15 protein-coding genes are annotated in these 18,035 nt (G+C 51.7%); 13 read left to right on the plus strand and 2 right to left on the minus strand.

What is annotated here, in order from left to right; translation table 11 throughout:
• Positions 1-119 precede the first annotated feature (119 nt).
• The 9 genes from EKM84_RS05715 to EKM84_RS05755 all read left to right on the plus strand — a co-directional run bounded on the left by EKM84_RS05715 (position 120) and on the right by EKM84_RS05755 (position 8,268).
• A complete protein-coding gene (locus EKM84_RS05715) occupies positions 120-1,436 on the plus strand; it encodes a PTS transporter subunit EIIC (RefSeq protein WP_125764596.1) in 1,317 nt (438 codons plus the stop codon).
• On the plus strand, positions 1,426-2,319 hold the full coding sequence (locus EKM84_RS05720) for an alpha/beta hydrolase (RefSeq protein ID WP_125764598.1): 894 nt from the start codon (positions 1,426-1,428) through the stop codon (positions 2,317-2,319). The genes EKM84_RS05715 and EKM84_RS05720 overlap by 11 nt, the downstream gene beginning before the upstream one ends.
• A 40-nt stretch (positions 2,320-2,359) precedes the next feature.
• A complete protein-coding gene (locus EKM84_RS05725; protein ID WP_125764600.1) occupies positions 2,360-3,217 on the plus strand; it encodes a LysR family transcriptional regulator in 858 nt (285 codons plus the stop codon).
• A 355-nt stretch (positions 3,218-3,572) separates the two neighbouring features.
• Positions 3,573-4,418 (plus strand): sulfite exporter TauE/SafE family protein, encoded by an 846-nt coding sequence (locus EKM84_RS05730; protein WP_125764602.1) that lies wholly within the window; start codon positions 3,573-3,575, stop codon positions 4,416-4,418.
• On the plus strand, positions 4,418-4,795 hold the full coding sequence (locus tag EKM84_RS05735; protein WP_125764604.1) for a DUF1634 domain-containing protein: 378 nt from the start codon (positions 4,418-4,420) through the stop codon (positions 4,793-4,795). The genes EKM84_RS05730 and EKM84_RS05735 overlap by 1 nt, the downstream gene beginning before the upstream one ends.
• Before the next feature lie 148 nt (positions 4,796-4,943).
• Entirely contained in the window at positions 4,944-6,179 is a 1,236-nt protein-coding gene (locus tag EKM84_RS05740) for a multidrug efflux MFS transporter (protein ID WP_125764606.1), read from the plus strand.
• Entirely contained in the window at positions 6,179-6,841 is a 663-nt protein-coding gene (locus tag EKM84_RS05745; RefSeq protein WP_125764608.1) for a GTP pyrophosphokinase, read from the plus strand. The genes EKM84_RS05740 and EKM84_RS05745 overlap by 1 nt, the downstream gene beginning before the upstream one ends.
• Positions 6,842-6,963: 122 nt before the next feature.
• Entirely contained in the window at positions 6,964-7,377 is a 414-nt protein-coding gene (locus EKM84_RS05750) for a hypothetical protein (protein WP_125764610.1), read from the plus strand.
• Between the two features lie 495 nt (positions 7,378-7,872).
• The gene (locus EKM84_RS05755) at positions 7,873-8,268 is read left to right on the plus strand and encodes a hypothetical protein (protein ID WP_125764612.1); all 396 of its coding nucleotides are present in this window, start codon (positions 7,873-7,875) and stop codon (positions 8,266-8,268) included.
• Positions 8,269-8,383: 115 nt separating this feature from the next.
• Here the strand turns inward: EKM84_RS05755 and EKM84_RS05760 are convergent, their stop codons facing one another.
• Positions 8,384-8,593 (minus strand): YjzD family protein, encoded by a 210-nt coding sequence (locus tag EKM84_RS05760; RefSeq protein WP_125764614.1) that lies wholly within the window; start codon positions 8,591-8,593, stop codon positions 8,384-8,386.
• Between the two features lie 268 nt (positions 8,594-8,861).
• On the opposite strand from EKM84_RS05760, the gene EKM84_RS05765 reads away from it, so the two are divergent.
• Positions 8,862-10,058, plus strand: a complete 1,197-nt coding sequence (locus tag EKM84_RS05765; RefSeq protein ID WP_125764616.1) for a cation:proton antiporter — start codon at positions 8,862-8,864, stop codon at positions 10,056-10,058.
• Between the two features lie 460 nt (positions 10,059-10,518).
• Positions 10,519-11,130 (plus strand): CadD family cadmium resistance transporter, encoded by a 612-nt coding sequence (locus EKM84_RS05770; RefSeq protein ID WP_125764618.1) that lies wholly within the window; start codon positions 10,519-10,521, stop codon positions 11,128-11,130.
• Between the two features lie 49 nt (positions 11,131-11,179).
• On the opposite strand, the gene EKM84_RS05775 is transcribed toward EKM84_RS05770, so the two are convergent.
• Positions 11,180-13,906, minus strand: a complete 2,727-nt coding sequence (locus EKM84_RS05775; RefSeq protein ID WP_125764620.1) for a YfhO family protein — start codon at positions 13,904-13,906, stop codon at positions 11,180-11,182.
• A 1,623-nt stretch (positions 13,907-15,529) separates the two neighbouring features.
• Here EKM84_RS05775 and EKM84_RS05780 point away from each other — a divergent pair.
• Together EKM84_RS05780 and EKM84_RS05785 are read left to right on the plus strand one after the other, a co-directional pair.
• On the plus strand, positions 15,530-16,222 hold the full coding sequence (locus EKM84_RS05780; RefSeq protein WP_125764622.1) for a response regulator transcription factor: 693 nt from the start codon (positions 15,530-15,532) through the stop codon (positions 16,220-16,222).
• Positions 16,212-17,561, plus strand: a complete 1,350-nt coding sequence (locus EKM84_RS05785; protein WP_125764624.1) for a sensor histidine kinase — start codon at positions 16,212-16,214, stop codon at positions 17,559-17,561. The genes EKM84_RS05780 and EKM84_RS05785 overlap by 11 nt, the downstream gene beginning before the upstream one ends.
• Positions 17,562-18,035: the final 474 nt, after the last annotated feature.

The raw sequence follows: 18,035 nt of genomic DNA on the forward strand, positions 1-18,035 counted from the left end.
GTCAGTCCTGCCAAGAACTGGTATTCCTTTAACATTAATTAATTTATAAGGCCTGGAACGTTAATTTTTACGAAAAGGCCGTATAATGAAAACAGTTCAAGGGATAAGGGGATTGATGAATGATGGGAAGATGGCAACCGCTACGGGGATTGTGGCGGATTAATCAGCGAATGGAACAGTGGCGAGCTATGCGGGCGATTAAAGAGGCGTTACGAGTAGCGTACCCCTTTATTTTAGTGATGACTTTAGTGGACGTTATCGGACAAAGCTTTTTAGCCTCCAGCGGCTTTTTCTACCAAATTTATCATATTGGGAATTGGCTGCCCGGCATCGACTTGTGGCAACAGTTCTTCCAGGCGTTAAGTCTGGTTGTTAACGGTGTGGTGGCGGTCATCGTGGCCTTTACAACCGGTCATTATTTGGCACGGACCTACCGTGGAGATGCCCTAGCAGTTGGTGTGATGAGTGCGCTAGCCTTTCTATCGCTCAACGTGAATTACGATATGCTGGGGATGCCTAATTCTGAGAGTGAAGGCATGTCGTTATTTGTCGAGAATAATTTAGGCCCACAAGGGATCTTTTTGGCCATTGTCGTTGGTTTGGCAGTGGGGTGGCTGGGAAGTCATTTAATGGCAAGCCTAACAAATTGGCAGCAACGCCATCCCCGTTTCGGTCAGATGTCCTGGGCCAGCCGGGTCGCGTGGCCGACTATCTTCGTGCTGATCATCACGGTTGCTTTGGGGTATGGTTTCAGTTGGTTCACGGATGGCGGGATGAATGATCTGGTCTACCAGGCACTGAGCGCAGTCGTGGTGAATCCCGGTCACCGGGGCTTCATTATTTTAGGCATCACGACGTTGAGTAATATCTTATGGTGGTTGGGTTTCATTGGCCCCGTTTCATTGGCTGGAAATAGCTCGGTGACTTCTCTGCAAAACCTGGCCTACGCCGTTCAGCATGGGTCTGGTTGGGGCGCCCCAAACGCGGTGACGCTTCATACCTTGGGCGATGCCTACGCCAACTTCGGGGGTGCCGGCATGACACTGGCCCTGTTGATTGCGATTGGTTTGGTCTCCAAGCAAGCCAGTTACCGGCGGGTAGCGGGCCAGACTTTCTTGCCCAATTTGGTTAATTTGAATGAACCTACGCTACTGGGGTTACCTGTTTTGTACAATCCCATCCTGTTGATTCCCTTTCTAGTAGCGCCCGCAGTGAACATTGTGTTGGCTTGGTTTGCCATTACCTGGAAGCTGGTCCCGCCAATCGTGTATCCGGTGCCACGGACGACGCCGGGACCACTGATTGCTTTTCTGGGAACCGGCGGAGACTGGCGTGCCTTGCTACTTAGTCTGGTGTGCTTAACCATTTCGGTCTTGATCTATATTCCATTTGTTCGGTTACTGAATCACGAAGGGGGCGAGGACCATGCGGCATAGTTGGTGGCGGTGGCTTCTCGGGGTGATCGCCGTGCTGGTGATCTTTCTTCCTAGTGTGGGCTGGATGCAACAGCGCATCACGCAATATAAAACAAACTATCGAACGCCCTTGAACCCGACCATCATGGTCCCGGGGTCGAGTGCGAGTCAAAATCGCTTTGATACACTGATTACGCAGTTGCGTAAAGAAACTAAGGCTAGTCATAGTGTGTTAAAGGTCAAAGTGGCCGAGAACGGCCAAATTTCCTATACCGGGTCGATTCGGCAGGGGGATAATCAACCGTTTATTGTGATTGCCTTTGAAAATAATCGTGATGGCTATGAGAATATTAATAAGCAAGCCAAGTGGTTATCGCTGGCGATTAAAGACTTGGTGAAAACTTACCACTTCAATCACTTTTCGGCGCTGGGTCATTCCAATGGTGGGCTGATTCTTAGCCTGTTTCTAGAGAAGGACTTCCCGCAGATCAAGCACGTGGCCATTGATAAACTGATGACCATCGCGACACCGTATAACATGGAGTCCGATAGTACAACGACCCGGACGGCGATTCTCAAGGAGCTGGTCGCGGGTCGCAGCAACTTGCCAAAGAAGCTGACCGTGTACTCCGTAGCGGGAACGGAAAATTATTCCAGCGATGGCACGGTGCCAGCAAACAGCGTCAATCAGGGGAAATACGTCTTTCAAAATCAGGTGGCGCACTATACCCAGATTACCGTCACCGGGGATGATACGACTCATTCGGACCTGCCGCAAAATAAGCAGATTGTCTTGTTGATTCGGCAATATCTCTTGCAGGAAAACTTGCCGGCCAAGGATCGGTATCAACGGCCCAGCAAGAACCAGCAACGTTCCATTACCGGGGAGACCGGTCTGCCTTAAAGGTTTGGTATAATGGAAAAAAACGGTGGGGGTCTTCTCGGTGAATTTTCGACAACTAGAATATTTTTTGGCGGTCGCCAATGCTGGTCAGATTACGGCAGCGGCGCAACAGCTGCATATGGCCCAGCCGCCACTGAGCTATCAGTTAAAGCAGTTAGAAACGGAGATGGGTGTGACCCTCTTGAACCGCTCAGCTAGTGGCACGACATTAACGCCCGCGGGGCAACTCCTGCGAGACTATGCGCAACAGCTGGTCGATCTCAGAGACCGGGCGGACAGCCAGGTGCGGTCGCTGGGACAAGGACTAGCGGGCGTGTTATCGGTTGGCGTGATTTCTTCATCGATTGGGGCAACACCGAACGCCAAGCTGCGCACCCTCACGCGCCATTACCCTAAGGTCCAGATTCGTTTGTTTGAAGACAACACGTACGGACTGATTGATCGGTTAGAAAAACATCTAATTGATGTGGCCATCGTGCGGACGCCCTTTACGGCACCAGGCCTAGCCAGCAAGGACCTGGCTACGGAATCAATGGTGGCCGTGGTACCTAAGAAGTATGACCACTTTCCAGCGGCCACGTTAAAGGTCGAGGACCTAGCGACCGTTCCCCTAATTATTTATCGGCGGTTCGAGCACCTGTTCCAGGCGACCTTCACTGAAAAGCAAATGGCACCGTTCATTGCTTGTACTTGTGATGATGCCCGAACAGCGGTCCAGTGGGCCGAGTCACGGATGGGGGTGGCGGTCGTGCCCCAGTCGGTGGCGGAACAGACGAGTGGTCTACAAACTAGTGTCCGGCAGATTCGGTATCAACCGTGGCGCACGACCCTGAAGCTGGTTTGGCCAGAACAAATCACGCCCAGCCCGCTCCTCCAGCGGTTTATCGACAGCTATTGAAGCCAAAACGACGTTGGAATGCGATAGTCTATCATATGTTAAATACAAAATAAAAGAAGTTGCCATATGATTTTTGTATGGCAACTTCTTTTGCTTATGAAAGCGATTGTAAGCCTGAACGTTTCCCCTTAGTTAAGGGTAGAAATTGGTTGAAAGTCATTGGGGTTAAGAAAAACATTATATTTGATATTGCACAAATTTGAATAACGAGGTTCGGAAACGCTGATATTTAGGTAATTGTAAATGTGAATTATTTAACAAATGAACAACGAATTATTCTCTGGCAAACTTGCCGCCACCCCCACAAAGGTTGATAATCGGTTAAGTAAATTGATGAAGGAGGCATTAGTCACTTATGATTCATACAACCATTATTATGTTGGCCGTGGGTATCTTCGCCGGAATTGCCGGGGCCATTTTAGGTATCGGTGGTGGGATGATCATCACGCCAATCTTAACCCTTGGGATGGGGTTAAACATTAAATACGCGATTGGGGCCAGTATCATTGCCGTTATCGCCACCAGTTCAGGATCAACCATCGCCTACCTGCGCGATAACGTGTTAAACTTGCGGGTCGCCATGTTCTTGGAAATTGCGACGACCATTGGGGCCATCGTGGGGGCCTTGTTGACCGGGGTCTTGGATCCCAAGTACCTGTACTTGTTGTTCGGATGTTTACTCGTTTTCTCCGGGTGGAACATGTACCGCAAGCTACGGCGCGGGTCCGAAGTCTTACAACGGGTTGAACCGGATAAGATTGCGGCTAAGTTGAAATTAAATGGAACTTACTTTGATAAGGCCGAAATGAAAGATATTGATTACCAGGTTGAAAACGTGCCTGCCGGTTTTTCCGTGATGTTTGGGGCCGGGGTCGCTAGTGGGTTACTGGGCATTGGGTCCGGGGCCTTCAAGGTGATGGCATTGGATACCTTCATGAAGATGCCACTGAAACCTTCCAGCTCAACGTCCAACTTGATGATGGGGGTTACGGCGGCAGCGAGTGCCACGGTGTACTTCTTTAACGGCGCGATTTTACCAGGGATTGCCGTTCCCATGGCCTTAGGTATCTTGGGTGGTGCCGTGATTGGTTCACGGATCATGCAAGTTCTGCCAGCACGGTGGATTCGGATCGTCTTTATTCCAATTATCTTGTACATTGGATTTGAAATGTTATTTAAAGGATTGGGGGTTCACTTCTAATGGCACAAAAACCAGCAACGACCGCCAGAGAAATGGCACAGGTCGAAACCATTATTGGGCGAATTCTTCAGGTCGGCGTTATTTTCTCCGCCATTGTCATGTTGATTGGCTTAGCCTTGTTCCTGGTCACCGGTTATTCCGGCTACGAAGGGGATTTTGTGCCCCGGCAAATGGGGATGATTTTGGCCGGCACGTGGCAATTAAAGCCCTACGCCATCATGATGCTTGGGGTGTACTGCCTGATTTTAACGCCCGTCTTGCGGGTCGTCGTTTCCATCTACGCCTTTTATAAAGAAAAGGATCACCTGTACGTGGCCATCACCACGTTAGTGTTAATTATCTTACTCATCGCCTTAGCGATTGGGGTTAAAGGATAAGCCACAGAATAGAAGAATGTGTGAAGCTCGGGAGGTGACTCTCGGGCTTTTTTTATGGAAAAATGAGCTGGTAAAATCAAGTGACAGTTGGCCCGGTTATGCTAAACTAAAAGGTAAGTAGATTTTCAGAAACGAGAGGCGACTCACCGTGGGAACACGTAAGACCGAGCAATGGCGGCGGAATTTAGCCGTCTTGTGGTTAGGGACATTTATTGCCGGCATGGGATTCAGTGAAATCATGCCATTTATTTCGTTATACGTCGATGACCTGGGGACGTTTACCAAGGGCCAGCTGACCATGTATAGTGGGTTGACCTACGCGGCGACCTTCTTTGTGATTGCCGTGGTGTCACCGTTATGGGGCAAGCTGGCGGATCGGAAAGGCCGAAAACTCATGCTACTCCGGTCCTCGTTGGGGATGGCCGCCGTCATTGGCTTGATGGGGTTTGTGACCAACGTGTGGCAGTTGATTGGCCTGCGCTTCTTACAAGGCTTCTTTGCGGGATACATCCCCAATGCCAGTGCGCTGATCGCGTCGGAAACGCCGAAGGAAAAGAGTGGTAATGCCCTGGGTATCCTGACGACCGGTTACGTGAGCGGTAATTTGATTGGTCCGGTGTTGGGTGGTATCCTGGCCCAGGTCTTTTCGATTCGGTGGACGTTTATCCTGACCGGGATTTTCCTAATTATCGTGTTTTTCCTGAGCGCAACGCTGGTCCATGAACACTTTACGCCCATCAGTAGGGAGCGCCAGGCGCAGGCCGGTTTTTTCCTGAAACAGGTGAAGAATCCGACTCTCATCGTGGTGTTATTGGTCTCGACCATGTTTATTCAAATAGGCAATAATTCCATCACCCCAATCATTAGTCTGTATGTCCGACAACTGATGCATCATACCGGCCCCATCACGCTGGTTGCCGGGATCATCGCGGCCTTACCGGGGATTTCAACCTTGTTGGCGGCCCCGAAACTGGGCGAGTACGGCGATCGGCACGGGACGCAACGCGTGTTGGTGTTTGGCTACGTCTTTGCCGTCTTGATGTACTTCCCTCAAGGCTTCGTGACCAGCGTTTGGCTACTCGGTATTTTCCGGTTTATGATCGGGATTTCGGACGGGGCCCTGTTCCCAGCGGTGCAAACGATGTTGACGAAGAATGCGCCACAGTCGTTGACCGGGACGGTCTTCAGCTGGAATCAATCCTTTCAGGCCCTCGGCAGTATGCTGGGTGCCATGCTGGGTGGGGTGGTCGCCAACTGGTTCAATTACAACGGCGTCTTTATGTTTACCGCCTTGACGCTGTTATTAAATTTCTTATTACTAGCGTGGCTGGTGCCCGAGATGCGGCAATGGCACAAGCGACCCGCTAAAAGGAGCGCAAATTAATGGCTAACGAGAACTTACCTGCACAGTTTCCCAACGATCCGACTTCATTGAAAGCTATCGACCAGTTTCGGTCGTTGATGTTGAATTACCGGAGTGCGGTCCAGGTCGTTGAAACCAAGATTCACTACCTTGACCAGGAATATCAAATTCAAAATGGCCACACGCTGGTCGACAGTCTCCAGTCACGCATCAAATCGCCGGAGAGTATTCTTGAAAAGGTGCAACGCAAACATTTGGCGCTTAACCTGCAGACGCTACCGGACCAGATGCATGACATTGCTGGTATCCGGGTCATTGTGCGGTTCGAGGATGATATTTTGTCCATGGAACGGCGACTGGAGAAGCAACCCGATATTAAAATTTTAAATCGCAAGGATTACGTCTCCAAGCCTAAGCCCAACGGTTATCGGAGCCTGCACCTGATTCTAGCGGTGCCCGTCTTTTTGGCGGCCGGTGTCCAAGAGGTTACGGTCGAGGTTCAGATTCGGACGATTGCCATGAATTTCTGGGCCTCACTTGAGCATGAATTGAGTTATAAAAAGAACGTGCACCACCAAGATGAGCTGCGGCGTGAACTGATTGCCAAGGCTGAGTTGGTGCATCAACTGGACCAGGACATGAATGGCATTAAGAATCAGATTCGGGCGGAAGAAAATATTTAGTGTGATTTTAAGCGCACTCGACAACCAGTCGGGCGCGCTTTTTTTACGTGGGCGAACGGTGCATTTGTCTGCTAAAGTAACCGTTTTCGTGATAAACTTAACCTATGAAGGGAGCGGATCATATGTTACGAAATAAAGTGATGACCGTTTTAGCCGTTAGCGCACTAGGACTAGGATTTGAAGGCCTCATCCAGGCACCACAACCGGCGGCCGCTAAGCAGAGCGTTTACCAGAAGATTCCCAAGCGTTACCGGGGGACTTGGAAGCTCAAGCATTCGACCGGTCGCGTGAAAAAGGGTAGTCAGTTGAAGATTAAGGCGCGGGTCTTTAAGAGTGATTTCGGTACATACAAGGACAAGCAACTGGGCGTTCACATTGGTAAGAAGGTCGGCAAGAAGTACGTGTCCGTCTTCCAAATCGCCAATGGAAAGCAGGTTGGCGAGTACAACGTTTTGCGCCGGACCCATTATAAGAATCAGGTCGCACTGAAGTGGACGTTCAACACCTCAACCGCCTACTACGTCAAAGCTAAGTAACGGGTGAAAACTGGGCCTGGTCGCGGTGGTTTTCGTTCCCGGCGGCAGATTCAAAGTGACCTGCTATGGGGCCGGTTACAGCCAGAGGGCGGGCTTCCACCTCAATTTTGAGCCAGAGTGCGGTCTCTAAGGTTGTCCCATGGGCTAAGCTGAGTGGGAAACCTCAGCTAAGGCCATCGACACAGCCGGTCACTTTAATCTGCCTCTGGTCACTAACAACGACCTAGCTGGGCCCGGCTTTCTCAGTTCCGTGGCTGACACGGGTTTGACCCGTTGTTGCGGTTAGTTCTTGAGGTGGTTGGGTTGTCTGGTGTTGTCTGGGGCGTTCACGCTGTTTGTAGTTGAAGCCACACTAACAGTTATTCTGTTCCAACGAGTACCTATTCCTACACGTCACGCCACGTTTCTTTGTTAAGTTACCTTGCCAAGCGGTTTCCTAGTACCCAAACTCTGCTCATCTAGTGATACGCTAAATGGTGAGGGGAGTGGATAGCTATGCTGAAACAATTATTCATGACGACAATTGCTGCGACCACTTTGGGCTTGGGGGCCACCATGTTGACGGCGCCTCAGCCGGCCGCTGCGCAGAGCGTTTATCAGTCGGTGCCACAGGCTTATCGGGGGACTTGGAAACTAAAGCACGCCACTTGGTCAGCGAAAAAGAATCTCAAATTAAAAATTACCGCGCGCTCGTTTAAGAGTCAGTTTGGGTCTTATGCGGGCAAGGAACTAGGGGTCTATCAAGGCAAGCACAGCATCTCGGTCTTTAAGATTGCCGGGGGCATGCAAGTGGGGGCGTACAACACCCTGCAACGCACGCGCTACCAGCAAAAGCCCGCCTTGAAGTGGTCGTTTAACGGCCAATCGATGACCTATGTTCGGGAACGGTAAACTAGTTGATACTTAGAACGAGAAAGCGGCAATCACCCAGCATGACCGGATGATTGCCGCTATTTTCATACAAAAAAGCCTCAGCATCAGCCAAGGCTCCGTTTATCGATCAAGCTTAACGTGACTTTTTATCACTGGAAGCTTGGTTATCACGGCTAAGTAGCGTGATTCCGTTGACCGCAATCACAGCGACTACTGCCATCCAGATCCCAATTTTCATGGGTTCCCAAGTCATTTGTTCCAACGTACCACCGATGTAACCCATAACTTCGCCGAAGATAACGGACCAAAAGATCACGACTAAATTAGATTCAAGCCACTTCACACGTGTCACCTCACAATCGTTATTAGTTTACCACGATTAGTCCTTCAACGGGTAATTAAGTTTGCGCTCGCAGGTAAATTTCTCACCAATTTATTGTATGACCTGACAGAGCGTGGTCGTCTGTGTTGCGAATGGTGGCGTTTTCTAGTATACTGTATGAAATATAGATTAGAGATGGTTGAAGCGATTGCTTTCAAGAACAGCGTCCTCCTTGGGTTGGGGGGACCGTTTTGAGGCGGTCGCTTTTTTCGTGCGAGGGAGGAAACTTGTGGAACTATTAAAAGACTTAACGTTAATCTTATTGGCAACAACCGTGGTGGGACACTACTGTACCCGTATCGGGATTCCGGCCGTTATCGGCCAACTGTTGGTGGGGGTCCTGGTGGGACCGGCCATGTTGGGCTGGATTTCACTCAGCCACTCACTGGAAGGCTTTGCGGAAATCGGGGTCATCATCCTGATGTTCATCGCCGGCCTCGAAAGTGATTTGCAACTGTTGAAACGCTACCTGAAGCCCAGCGTGTTGGTCGCCCTCATGGGGGTGCTGATCCCCGTGCTGGGGACGTACGCCGTGGGGATGTTTTACAATTTGGGCGTCACAGAAAGCCTCTTTATCAGTGTGATTTTCGCCGCCACGTCCGTGTCAATTTCCGTGGAAGTCTTAAAGGAAATGAACGCGTTAAATAGCCGCGAGGGGACCACGATTCTGGGGGCCGCCGTGGTCGATGACGTGTTGGCCGTTGTGATTTTGAGTGTGCTGGTCAGCACGACCGGGACCGCCGTTGGTGAGAGCGCCGCGCAGTCCAGCAGCCTCTTACTGACCACGATTGAACAGGTGATTTACTTTGCGGCCATCTACCTGGTCGTCCGCTGGTTAGCGCCTTACATGGCCAAAATTGGCGAACGTTTGTTGATTCCGATGGGTCCAACACTGATGGCTATCATTCTATGTTTCGGGATGGCTTACGTGGCCGAACTCGTGGGTTTAAGCGACGTGGTCGGGGCCTTCTTCGCCGGTATCGCGATTTCCCAAACGACGGCGCGCTCCACGGTCGACCGGCACATTGAGCCAGTCGGCTACGCGCTGTTCATTCCCGTGTTCTTTGTCAGCATTGGGTTGAACATGGACTTCAATGGCTTGGGCAAACAGATTGGGTTCATCCTAGTTCTGACGGTCGTGGCCGTGCTGTCCAAACTGATCGGTGCCGGGAGTGGGGCCAAACTGGCCGGCTTCTCCTGGGGCAGTTCCGCCGCAGTGGGTGCCGGGATGGTATCTCGGGGTGAAATGGCCTTGATCATCGCCCAAATCGGGTACGCGGCTAAGCTGATGTCGCCGGTCCGTTACTCGGCAATCGTGGCGGCAATCATTATCGCGACGCTGTTGGCACCGTTCCTGTTACGGTGGACGATGGACCGCGTGCACCGTGGGGAAGTCGACCGCTCCAAAGTCCGCCCGTCCGAATAAAAGTTTTGTCTTTGTTGGCGCCTCCGGGCTGGTGAAAATGGGCCGTGTCGCTGTGGGCGCACGCCTGGAGCCAAAGGGCGGTCTCCAGACTTACTTTGAGCCGAAAGTCACGTCTCAAAGATAGCAGTTGCCTAAGCGGGGAACCCGCTAAGGCAACTCCCACGGCTGAACCCATTTTCACCAGCCCTGCGGCTAAGACTCGTTTAATTCGTGGTCGGCTGTAGTCTGGTTTGCTAGTTTTTGGGTGTCTAACAAGGATCGCTGGGTGAGGCGACAGTCTACTATCGAAAAATACGATGCAATCGAATGAGTCAGCCGCGAATTAACTTGGTGGTTGGCTCATTTTTCTGTTCCCAATTTCCGTCGTTTCCCGCCCTTAGGGAATTGCCTACTTGTCGGTAGCAAAAAATGTGATACACTGCAATTGTAAGAGCTTTCACTACAGATTGGAGTGCCCGTCATGTTCCAGACCATTCTAACGGCCGTGATGCTGTATACCGCCACCGCCGTTGACCTGCTCGTCATCCTCTTAATGTACTTTGCTCACGTCAAAGACAAACGCCAGTACCTGGATATTTACCTGGGGCAGTACCTGGGGTCCGTGGCGTTGATTTTGATGAGCCTCTTTTTCGCGTTCGTGCTACACTATGTGCCCGAAAAATGGATGTTGGGCTTATTGGGATTGATTCCCATCTACTTTGGGATTCGGGTCTGGTTCGTTGAGGACTCCGGGGAGGCCAAGGCGAAGGAACGCCTGCACAGCAAGGGCCTCAGTAAGTTGACCGAGACCGTGGCCATTGTGACCATTGGCAGTTGTGGGGCGGACAACCTCGGGCTGTTCGTGCCGTACTTTGTGACGCTGACCCACCAACAGCTCATCGTGACGCTCATCGTCTTCCTGATCATGATTTACTTGCTGGTGTTCACGGCGCAGAAAATTTCCTGTCTCCCTGGAGTCGGGGAGTTCATCGAGCGCTACAATCGCTGGGTCATTTCGGCCATCTATATCGGCCTAGGTCTCTTGATTATTTTGGAAAATGGCACGATTCCGCAGTTACTTAAATTTTTGTAAACGAAAAGCTGGCGCTAACCTGTGAAGGGTTAACGTCAGCTTATTTTGGTTAAAAACGATGTTGATTTGCTAAATCCTCTTCGCGTTTTTTCAGGGGCCGTTGCCATTCTACCGTGACCCACAGGAGGAGGAAGATGGCGAAGCTGGCCAAACTAATGGTCATGCCCAACTTCAGTCCTGGTGTGGTGTAGTGCAGGACAACGTGGTTCTTGCCCGGCTTGAGCGGCACGCCGATCATTCCCGGATAGTTGTGGCGCACGGGAATCAGGGATTGCGCGTGCATGGCCGCTTGAATGGCGACTGGTTTGCCATTGACCGTTGCCGACCAACCCGGCGTCTTCGGAATCGCGACGTAGAGTAGGTTACGGTCCGTGGTCCCCGTGACGTCCCCGGACAACCAGGAGACACCGCTATTGGCCCGCAGTTTGAACCGTTGTTGCTTCAAACTATCGGCCAGTTTGACATATTTACGCTCGTTCATTGAGGCAAACTGGTTGGTGTAGCCCGCCAGTGGAGCCTGAGTGACGTAACTGATCTTCAGCACGTCGCCCTTGGTGAACCAGCCCAATTTTGCCAAATATCGGTAACCATCGGCCTTGATCATGGGTCTGACGGAACGGCCGTTGACCGCCAAACTCGAGTAGATTATCGCGTTGGCCGGTGAGTAGCCGTGCAACAGGCCGGTCGCGGTGACCCGCACCTTAAAGGTTTGGACAAAGCGTTGGTCCGGCATCTCGGTTGAGCCGGCAACCCGTTTGAGGTCGTCCTCATGCGCCCGGTGAGTCGTGACGCTCAGCACCTTCACGGGAGCCAGCGTATTCTTAGGCGCATCTAAGGCCGCCAGAATGCGTTGCTGGTTGATCAATGCCGCCTGGTCATCCAACTGGAGCTTGCCAAACTTTTGTGGCACCGCGAAGCCGAAACCGGCGTACGTGTCCAGCCGGTCGACCGGGTCCTGGTGCTTCGCGTTCAGCCGATATTTAACGCCCATCAGCGTGTCGCTCAGACTGGAATAGCCCTGCGAACTGATCCGCCGCGCGTTCGGACTGAAGTAGCCGAGGTCGTGTTGGAAGACCCGAGCCTGCTCGTTCAGCGTGGAACTGTAGTAACTGACGCCAGGGTAATTGAACATGATGGCGTCGTTGTAGTGGTTGTAAACGCCGCTGTAGGCCCGGCCAATTTGCGAATGGCTGAAGTCGATGCGGTGCAGGTTCGGTTTAGATTTGGCAGCCGTCACCCGGTTGAGGTTAGCGGCGTCCTTTTGGTAGTATTTTTCAAACTTGGGCTGCGAACCCCATTCCATGCCCTGCGTGGCCATCAGGAAGGTGCCCCCGAGCTCAAACGAAATCAAGACGCCCATTAAGCCCAGGCGAATCGGCCGCCACTCGGTGATAAAGAGTAGCATCGTGTTGAGCAACAACAGGCCCAATGCCGGCCACAGTAGGTGAAAGGCCGGTTGGCTCATAACGTACAGGTCGTGATTGTAGCTGGGCAGCAAGTGGTCCCAAACGGTTGGAATCACCTGGGCGCTCAGAAAGCCGATGACCAGTAGGCCCGCGGCCCAGACCAGGGCGAGGACCTTTTGCGGGTCGTTCATCGACTGCGACGGGTGCGTTTGCCAAGCCCGGTAGGCCGTCGTCAACGCCAGGAACGTAAAGAAGTAGACGTTGCGGTACGGGAAGCCAGCGGGCTGCTGGAACATGTGCCAGGCGGTGTTTAATACCGTGATGAATAGGCCCAGTCCCATGACAATTAAGAGCCACATCGTTCGCTTCTTTTCCACCGCGTGAATCTGCGGCGAGACGAAGTAGACGATGAGCAGGAGAAACATCAGCGTGCCCATGAATAACGACGGTGCGTGGTATAAATGAGACACGTAGGTGCTGGTGCCCGGCGCAAACTGGGCGAGCACTTCCGGCCCGAACATTGGCGTGGGCAGGTAGTTGTTGATGAAGAAATTACTCTTTCCGGTCAGCAGCATCCCCATCGCTGTCGGAATCAGTACGATCATCGACATCCCACCGGCAACCAGGGAGCCAATCGTGAATTGGCGGATGGCCGGCCAGTGCATGTGCCAAACGTCCTTGAATGGCGTCGCGGTTGGTTGATGTTCAATGATTAAGTAGATAAAGTACATAACTGAAAATAGGCAAGTCATATAACCCATATAGTAATTGCTAATGATGGTGACGGTCAGACTAACCGTGTACAGGCCATAGTGGTGCAGGCTGACGATGCGGTGCAGGCCCAGCGCGACCAGCGGCAGCCAAATCAGGGCGTCCAGCCACATCATGTCGTAGAAGTACATGCTAACGAATCCGCACAGGCTAAAGGCCGTGGTGAACAGTAACATGGACCAGCCGCTCTTTAAGAAGGCGTGCCGGATGAAAACGGCCATGGTCAGGCCAATCGTACTAATTTTTAAAATAATGATCCAGGTCATCGCCACCGGCAATTTGGTCGCCGAGAAGAGAAAGACCAGGAGATTGAATGGACTGATGACGTAGTAGGTCAGGAGGGGAATAATGCCGCTCCCAGACCCGAGTGAGAAGGAAAACAGGTGGAACTGCCCGTGCAGGACGGTTGCCCGCAAATTTTCCAGAATGGGGATGTACTGGGTCCCCATGTCGCTAAACAGTAAGTTTCGTGGGCCAAACGGTGTAATCTGTAAACGCCAAAAGATTAGACACAGAATGGCGAATGGAATTAGAAATGCGCCCCCATACACCCAGCGGCTAACTCTTAGGGCCGCTAGGGTGTGCCGTTGTTGCTTCATGAATACCCCTCCGTTATTGATCCTGGTTAAATTGTCCTTTGCTTTGACAGCGCCTCCGGGCTGGTGAAAACTGGGCTTGGTCGTGTCCGTTCCCGACGGCGGGCTCAAACTGCCCTGCTGTGGGGTCGGTTCCAGCCAAAGTGCGGGCTTCCACCTCAACTTTGAGCCTGAGATGCGGTCTCAAAGGTTGCCCCATGCTCTAAATAGAGAAAATCACTCTATTAAGACCATCGACACAGCCGGGCAGTTTGGCCCGCCTCTGGTCACTTCCACGACCGGCCCAGTTTTCCCAGCCCTGCGGCTGACACGGAATTTAATCCGCATCAATCGTCGTGGACGGTCTGCTTTTGTGATGATGTGTTGGTGAAAATGGTGTCGCGTCCGTTCCCAGCGGTGCGCTACGGTAATCGTCCTGCTGTGGGGTCGGTTCCAGCCTGAGAAACGGGCTTCCACCTCAACTTTGAGCCTGAGAAGCCCCATGCTCTAAGCTGAGTGAGAAGCCTCAGCTTAGAGCATCGACACAGCTGGTCGCCTTGGCGCACCTCTGGTCACTTCCACAACTGGCCCAATTTCACCAGCCCTGCGGCTGACACGGAATTTAATCCGCATCAGTCGTCGTGGATGGCCTGCTGTTATTATTTCATGGTACGTCGTTTTTTATCCTTGATGATTGCTAACTAGTTTTTAGTCAATTGTGAAGCAATTGGTTGTGACCCCACTCCGAAAGTCAGCAAGGGTCAAACCAACCAGTACCAAATATGTCTGACTATAATAGAATACCATGCAGACTCTTTGGTTAAAAGTCTACCGCAAAAATGGGGGAGCTCCGTCGGTGATGCCCCAAACTTCGTAAAAACTTAGCGTTTAGTTAGGGGAACGACTTAAGCTCGCGGTCAGCTCCGGGACTCGTCGCCGATTTTCGGTGATTTGGGGCGGCTAAACTAGGTGAATTTTCAAGGGAGTTTAGCCAAGTTAATATAGGCGTAACCCGACAACTTAAGGTTACGTTATTGTTAATGGTGTAGGGTGTAAGCTTAATTACGCTGGCCGGAAACGATAAGACCGGGTAACCACTCCGGATACGCAATCAGTTGTGGTAAAATTTAGCTGATTGGTTGCTTAAATTTAGTAGCCGAGGTAATTGAATTGTTGTTAATAAAACGAACTGTAAGCTAAAAGGTTGTCGGTCTGAGACAAATGTTTCAGGTCATTCACTACGCTTTAATGGATTACGCCGTCAGTGATTACCTGTGTCAACAGGCACGAGCATGTACCCGAAATTGACGACGGCAGTTGGTACGGGTTAAATCCGTGTGAGCCGCGGGGCTGGTGAAAATGAGTCAGTCGTGGAAGTGACCAGAGGTGCGCCAAGGTGACCAGCTGTGTCGATGGTCTTAGCTGAGTGGTTTTCTCAGCTTAGAGCATGGGACGACCTTTGAGACCGTACTTTGGCTCAAAGTCGAGGTGGAAGCCCGTTTCTCAGGCTGGAACCGGCCCCACAGCAGGGCGTCTTGAGCGCACCGCCGGGAACGGACGCGACGCGGCTCATTTTCACCAGCCCGGAGGCGCGGACAACGACCAATTTAAACTAAACCAAGATAAAATTATTAGGAGGAATGCCCGTTGCGTACTACTGCGAAGGTATTAGTTGTCGAAGATGAAAAGGAATTATCCGCGGACATTGTCGAATTAATTTCGCCAATTTGTGAAACCGAAACCGCCTTTGATGGCGAACAGGGGGAGTTTTTAGCCAGCCAGGATGTGTTTGATGCCATCATCTTGGACCTGATGCTCCCTGGCGAAAGTGGGCTGGACCTGCTTTTACACATCAGAAATAAGGGTATCAAGACCCCCGTACTGATTTTGACCGCCAAAGATACAATTGCCGATAAGTTGCGGGGCTTCAATGATGGGGCCGATGACTATGTCACCAAGCCCTTCCATCGGGAAGAATTACTTGCTCGCATGAAGGCGTTATTGAAGCGGACAGGTCATCTGAATAGCTCGGATGTGATTACCCTCGGCCAATTGTCAATCAACACCAGCAAGCATTTAGCCACCTTTAACGGGGAACCCTTGACGTTGAAGGGACGTGAGTTTGATCTGCTGGCTTATTTAGTCGCCAATCCGGGGACAATTATTACCAAGGAACAAATTTTCAACCGGCTGTGGGGCTTTGACTCCGAGACCAGCCTGTCCGTGGTCGAGGTCTACATGAGTAACCTGCGCAAAGAGCTGAAGAATGCCGGTAGTGACCTGTCGTTGCGGACCATCCGGAATGCGGGGTACATCGTGGAGGCCCCAGATGAGCAATAAAGTCAATCGCGCCCAACAGTGGCGGCTTTTTTGGAGCAGTTTCATCGGCTTTACTCTAATCTTTGTGTTGCTGGGAATCATCGTGTTCGTGCTGTTTCGGCGGACGATTCTGACGTCTACGGATCAGACATTGCGGGTCGAACGTAGCGCTCGGTTGGCGGGGCCGCCACAACAGAAGACGGTGCAGCCCTTTCAAAAGGATAAGCAGGACGCGCAACAGGCCCTGCACCGAACCGCCATTCATCCGTTCATGACCACGACGATAATTTTTAACACGAACGGTAAAATCTTAAACAAAATGCAACTGGGCTCGCGCTACGAGACGCTGAAAAATGTGGTGCTGGACACCGCGCAGCAGGGACAACTCCATTCGATCATCATCAATGACAAGTATAATTTCCGAACATTACTGGTGAAAGTGCCGCAGAGCAATACGGATAAATCGGTGGCGGGGAAGTACCTGCTGATCATGGAAAACATTGACCCACAAAAGGCCGCCATGCATACGTTTACCAAGGTCATGTTGATTACCATGGGCGTCTTCTGGCTACTGTCAATCTTGATGAGCATGTGGATGTCACGCTTGACCATGCGGCCGATTCTTCGGTCGTGGGGCCGGCAGACCGAGTTCGTGGGTAACGCCGCGCATGAGTTGCGGACACCGTTGACCATTATCCAAAATAAATTGGAGCTCCTCCTGACCAAACCGAACGATAAGATTATTGATCAGGCGGAAAATATTGCGATTGCCAGCAGTGAGAGTCAGCGACTTCAAAAGCTGACCCAGGATCTGTTGGCGCTAGCCCGGTCGGATTCCAATACGCTGCAAACGAACTTTGAACCGACGCACGTTGCCCAGTTCTTAGACCGGACCGTGGAACCCTACACGGAAATTGCCGCCAGCCAGGGGAAAAAGCTGGTCATGGAACCCGTGGCGGATTTCAAGGCCACGCTGGATCAGAACCTCATCCATCAATTGATGAATATCCTGATTGATAACGCCATGAAGTATTCGCCCAAGGGCAGTACTATCACGGTGACGGCCAAGTTAAGCACTCGTAAGTGGCAACTGATTGTTGCCGACCAAGGTATCGGTATTCAGGCGGCCGACCGCAAACGAATCTTTGACCGGTTCTACCGCGTCGACACGTCTCGGAGCCGGAAAACTGGTGGCAACGGCTTAGGCCTGTCGATTGCGCAGTGGATTGTCAGCCTCCATCACGGTACCATTGCCGTCAGGGACAACCAGCCGCACGGGAGCCAGTTTGTGGCGACGCTGCCCCTCAATCCAGAAAATGGGTTGACCAGCCGGTACGAAAAGAAATCGAAGAAAAAGTAAGGCGACTTAACTAAGCGGTCGTCAATCAGGTTCCAGCTAGTTATCTGCGGCTGGAACCTTTTGTTTACCCCAGCCAACGCGTAACCATTCAACCCGGAAAAAGTTTCAATGGCGCCGGTTCTATGGTAAGGTTGTTTCATCAAGACCGCTGGCTGGTGGGACTATTAGTCGTTGTCTTTGCCTCCGGGCTGGTGAAAACTGGGCCGTGACGCTGTGGGCGCACGTCTGGAGCCGAAAGGCGGTCTCCAGACTTACTTTGAGCCTCTAAGAAACGAGTCTCAAAGATAGCAGTTGCCTAAGCGGGGAACCCGTTAAGGCAACTCCCACGGCTGAGCCCATTTTCACCAGCCCTGCGGCGGACGGCGGCTTAGTCCATCGGTGAGCTGGTCATTATCTAATTTGATGGATATGTCAGTCGATATGATGACTGTAATTAGCTGTATTAATAATAAATATGATTGAAATCGTTAGAAA

The sequence above is a fragment of the Levilactobacillus mulengensis genome, from assembly GCF_003946045.1.
GTDB classification, from domain to species: Bacteria; Bacillota; Bacilli; order Lactobacillales; family Lactobacillaceae; genus Levilactobacillus; species Levilactobacillus mulengensis.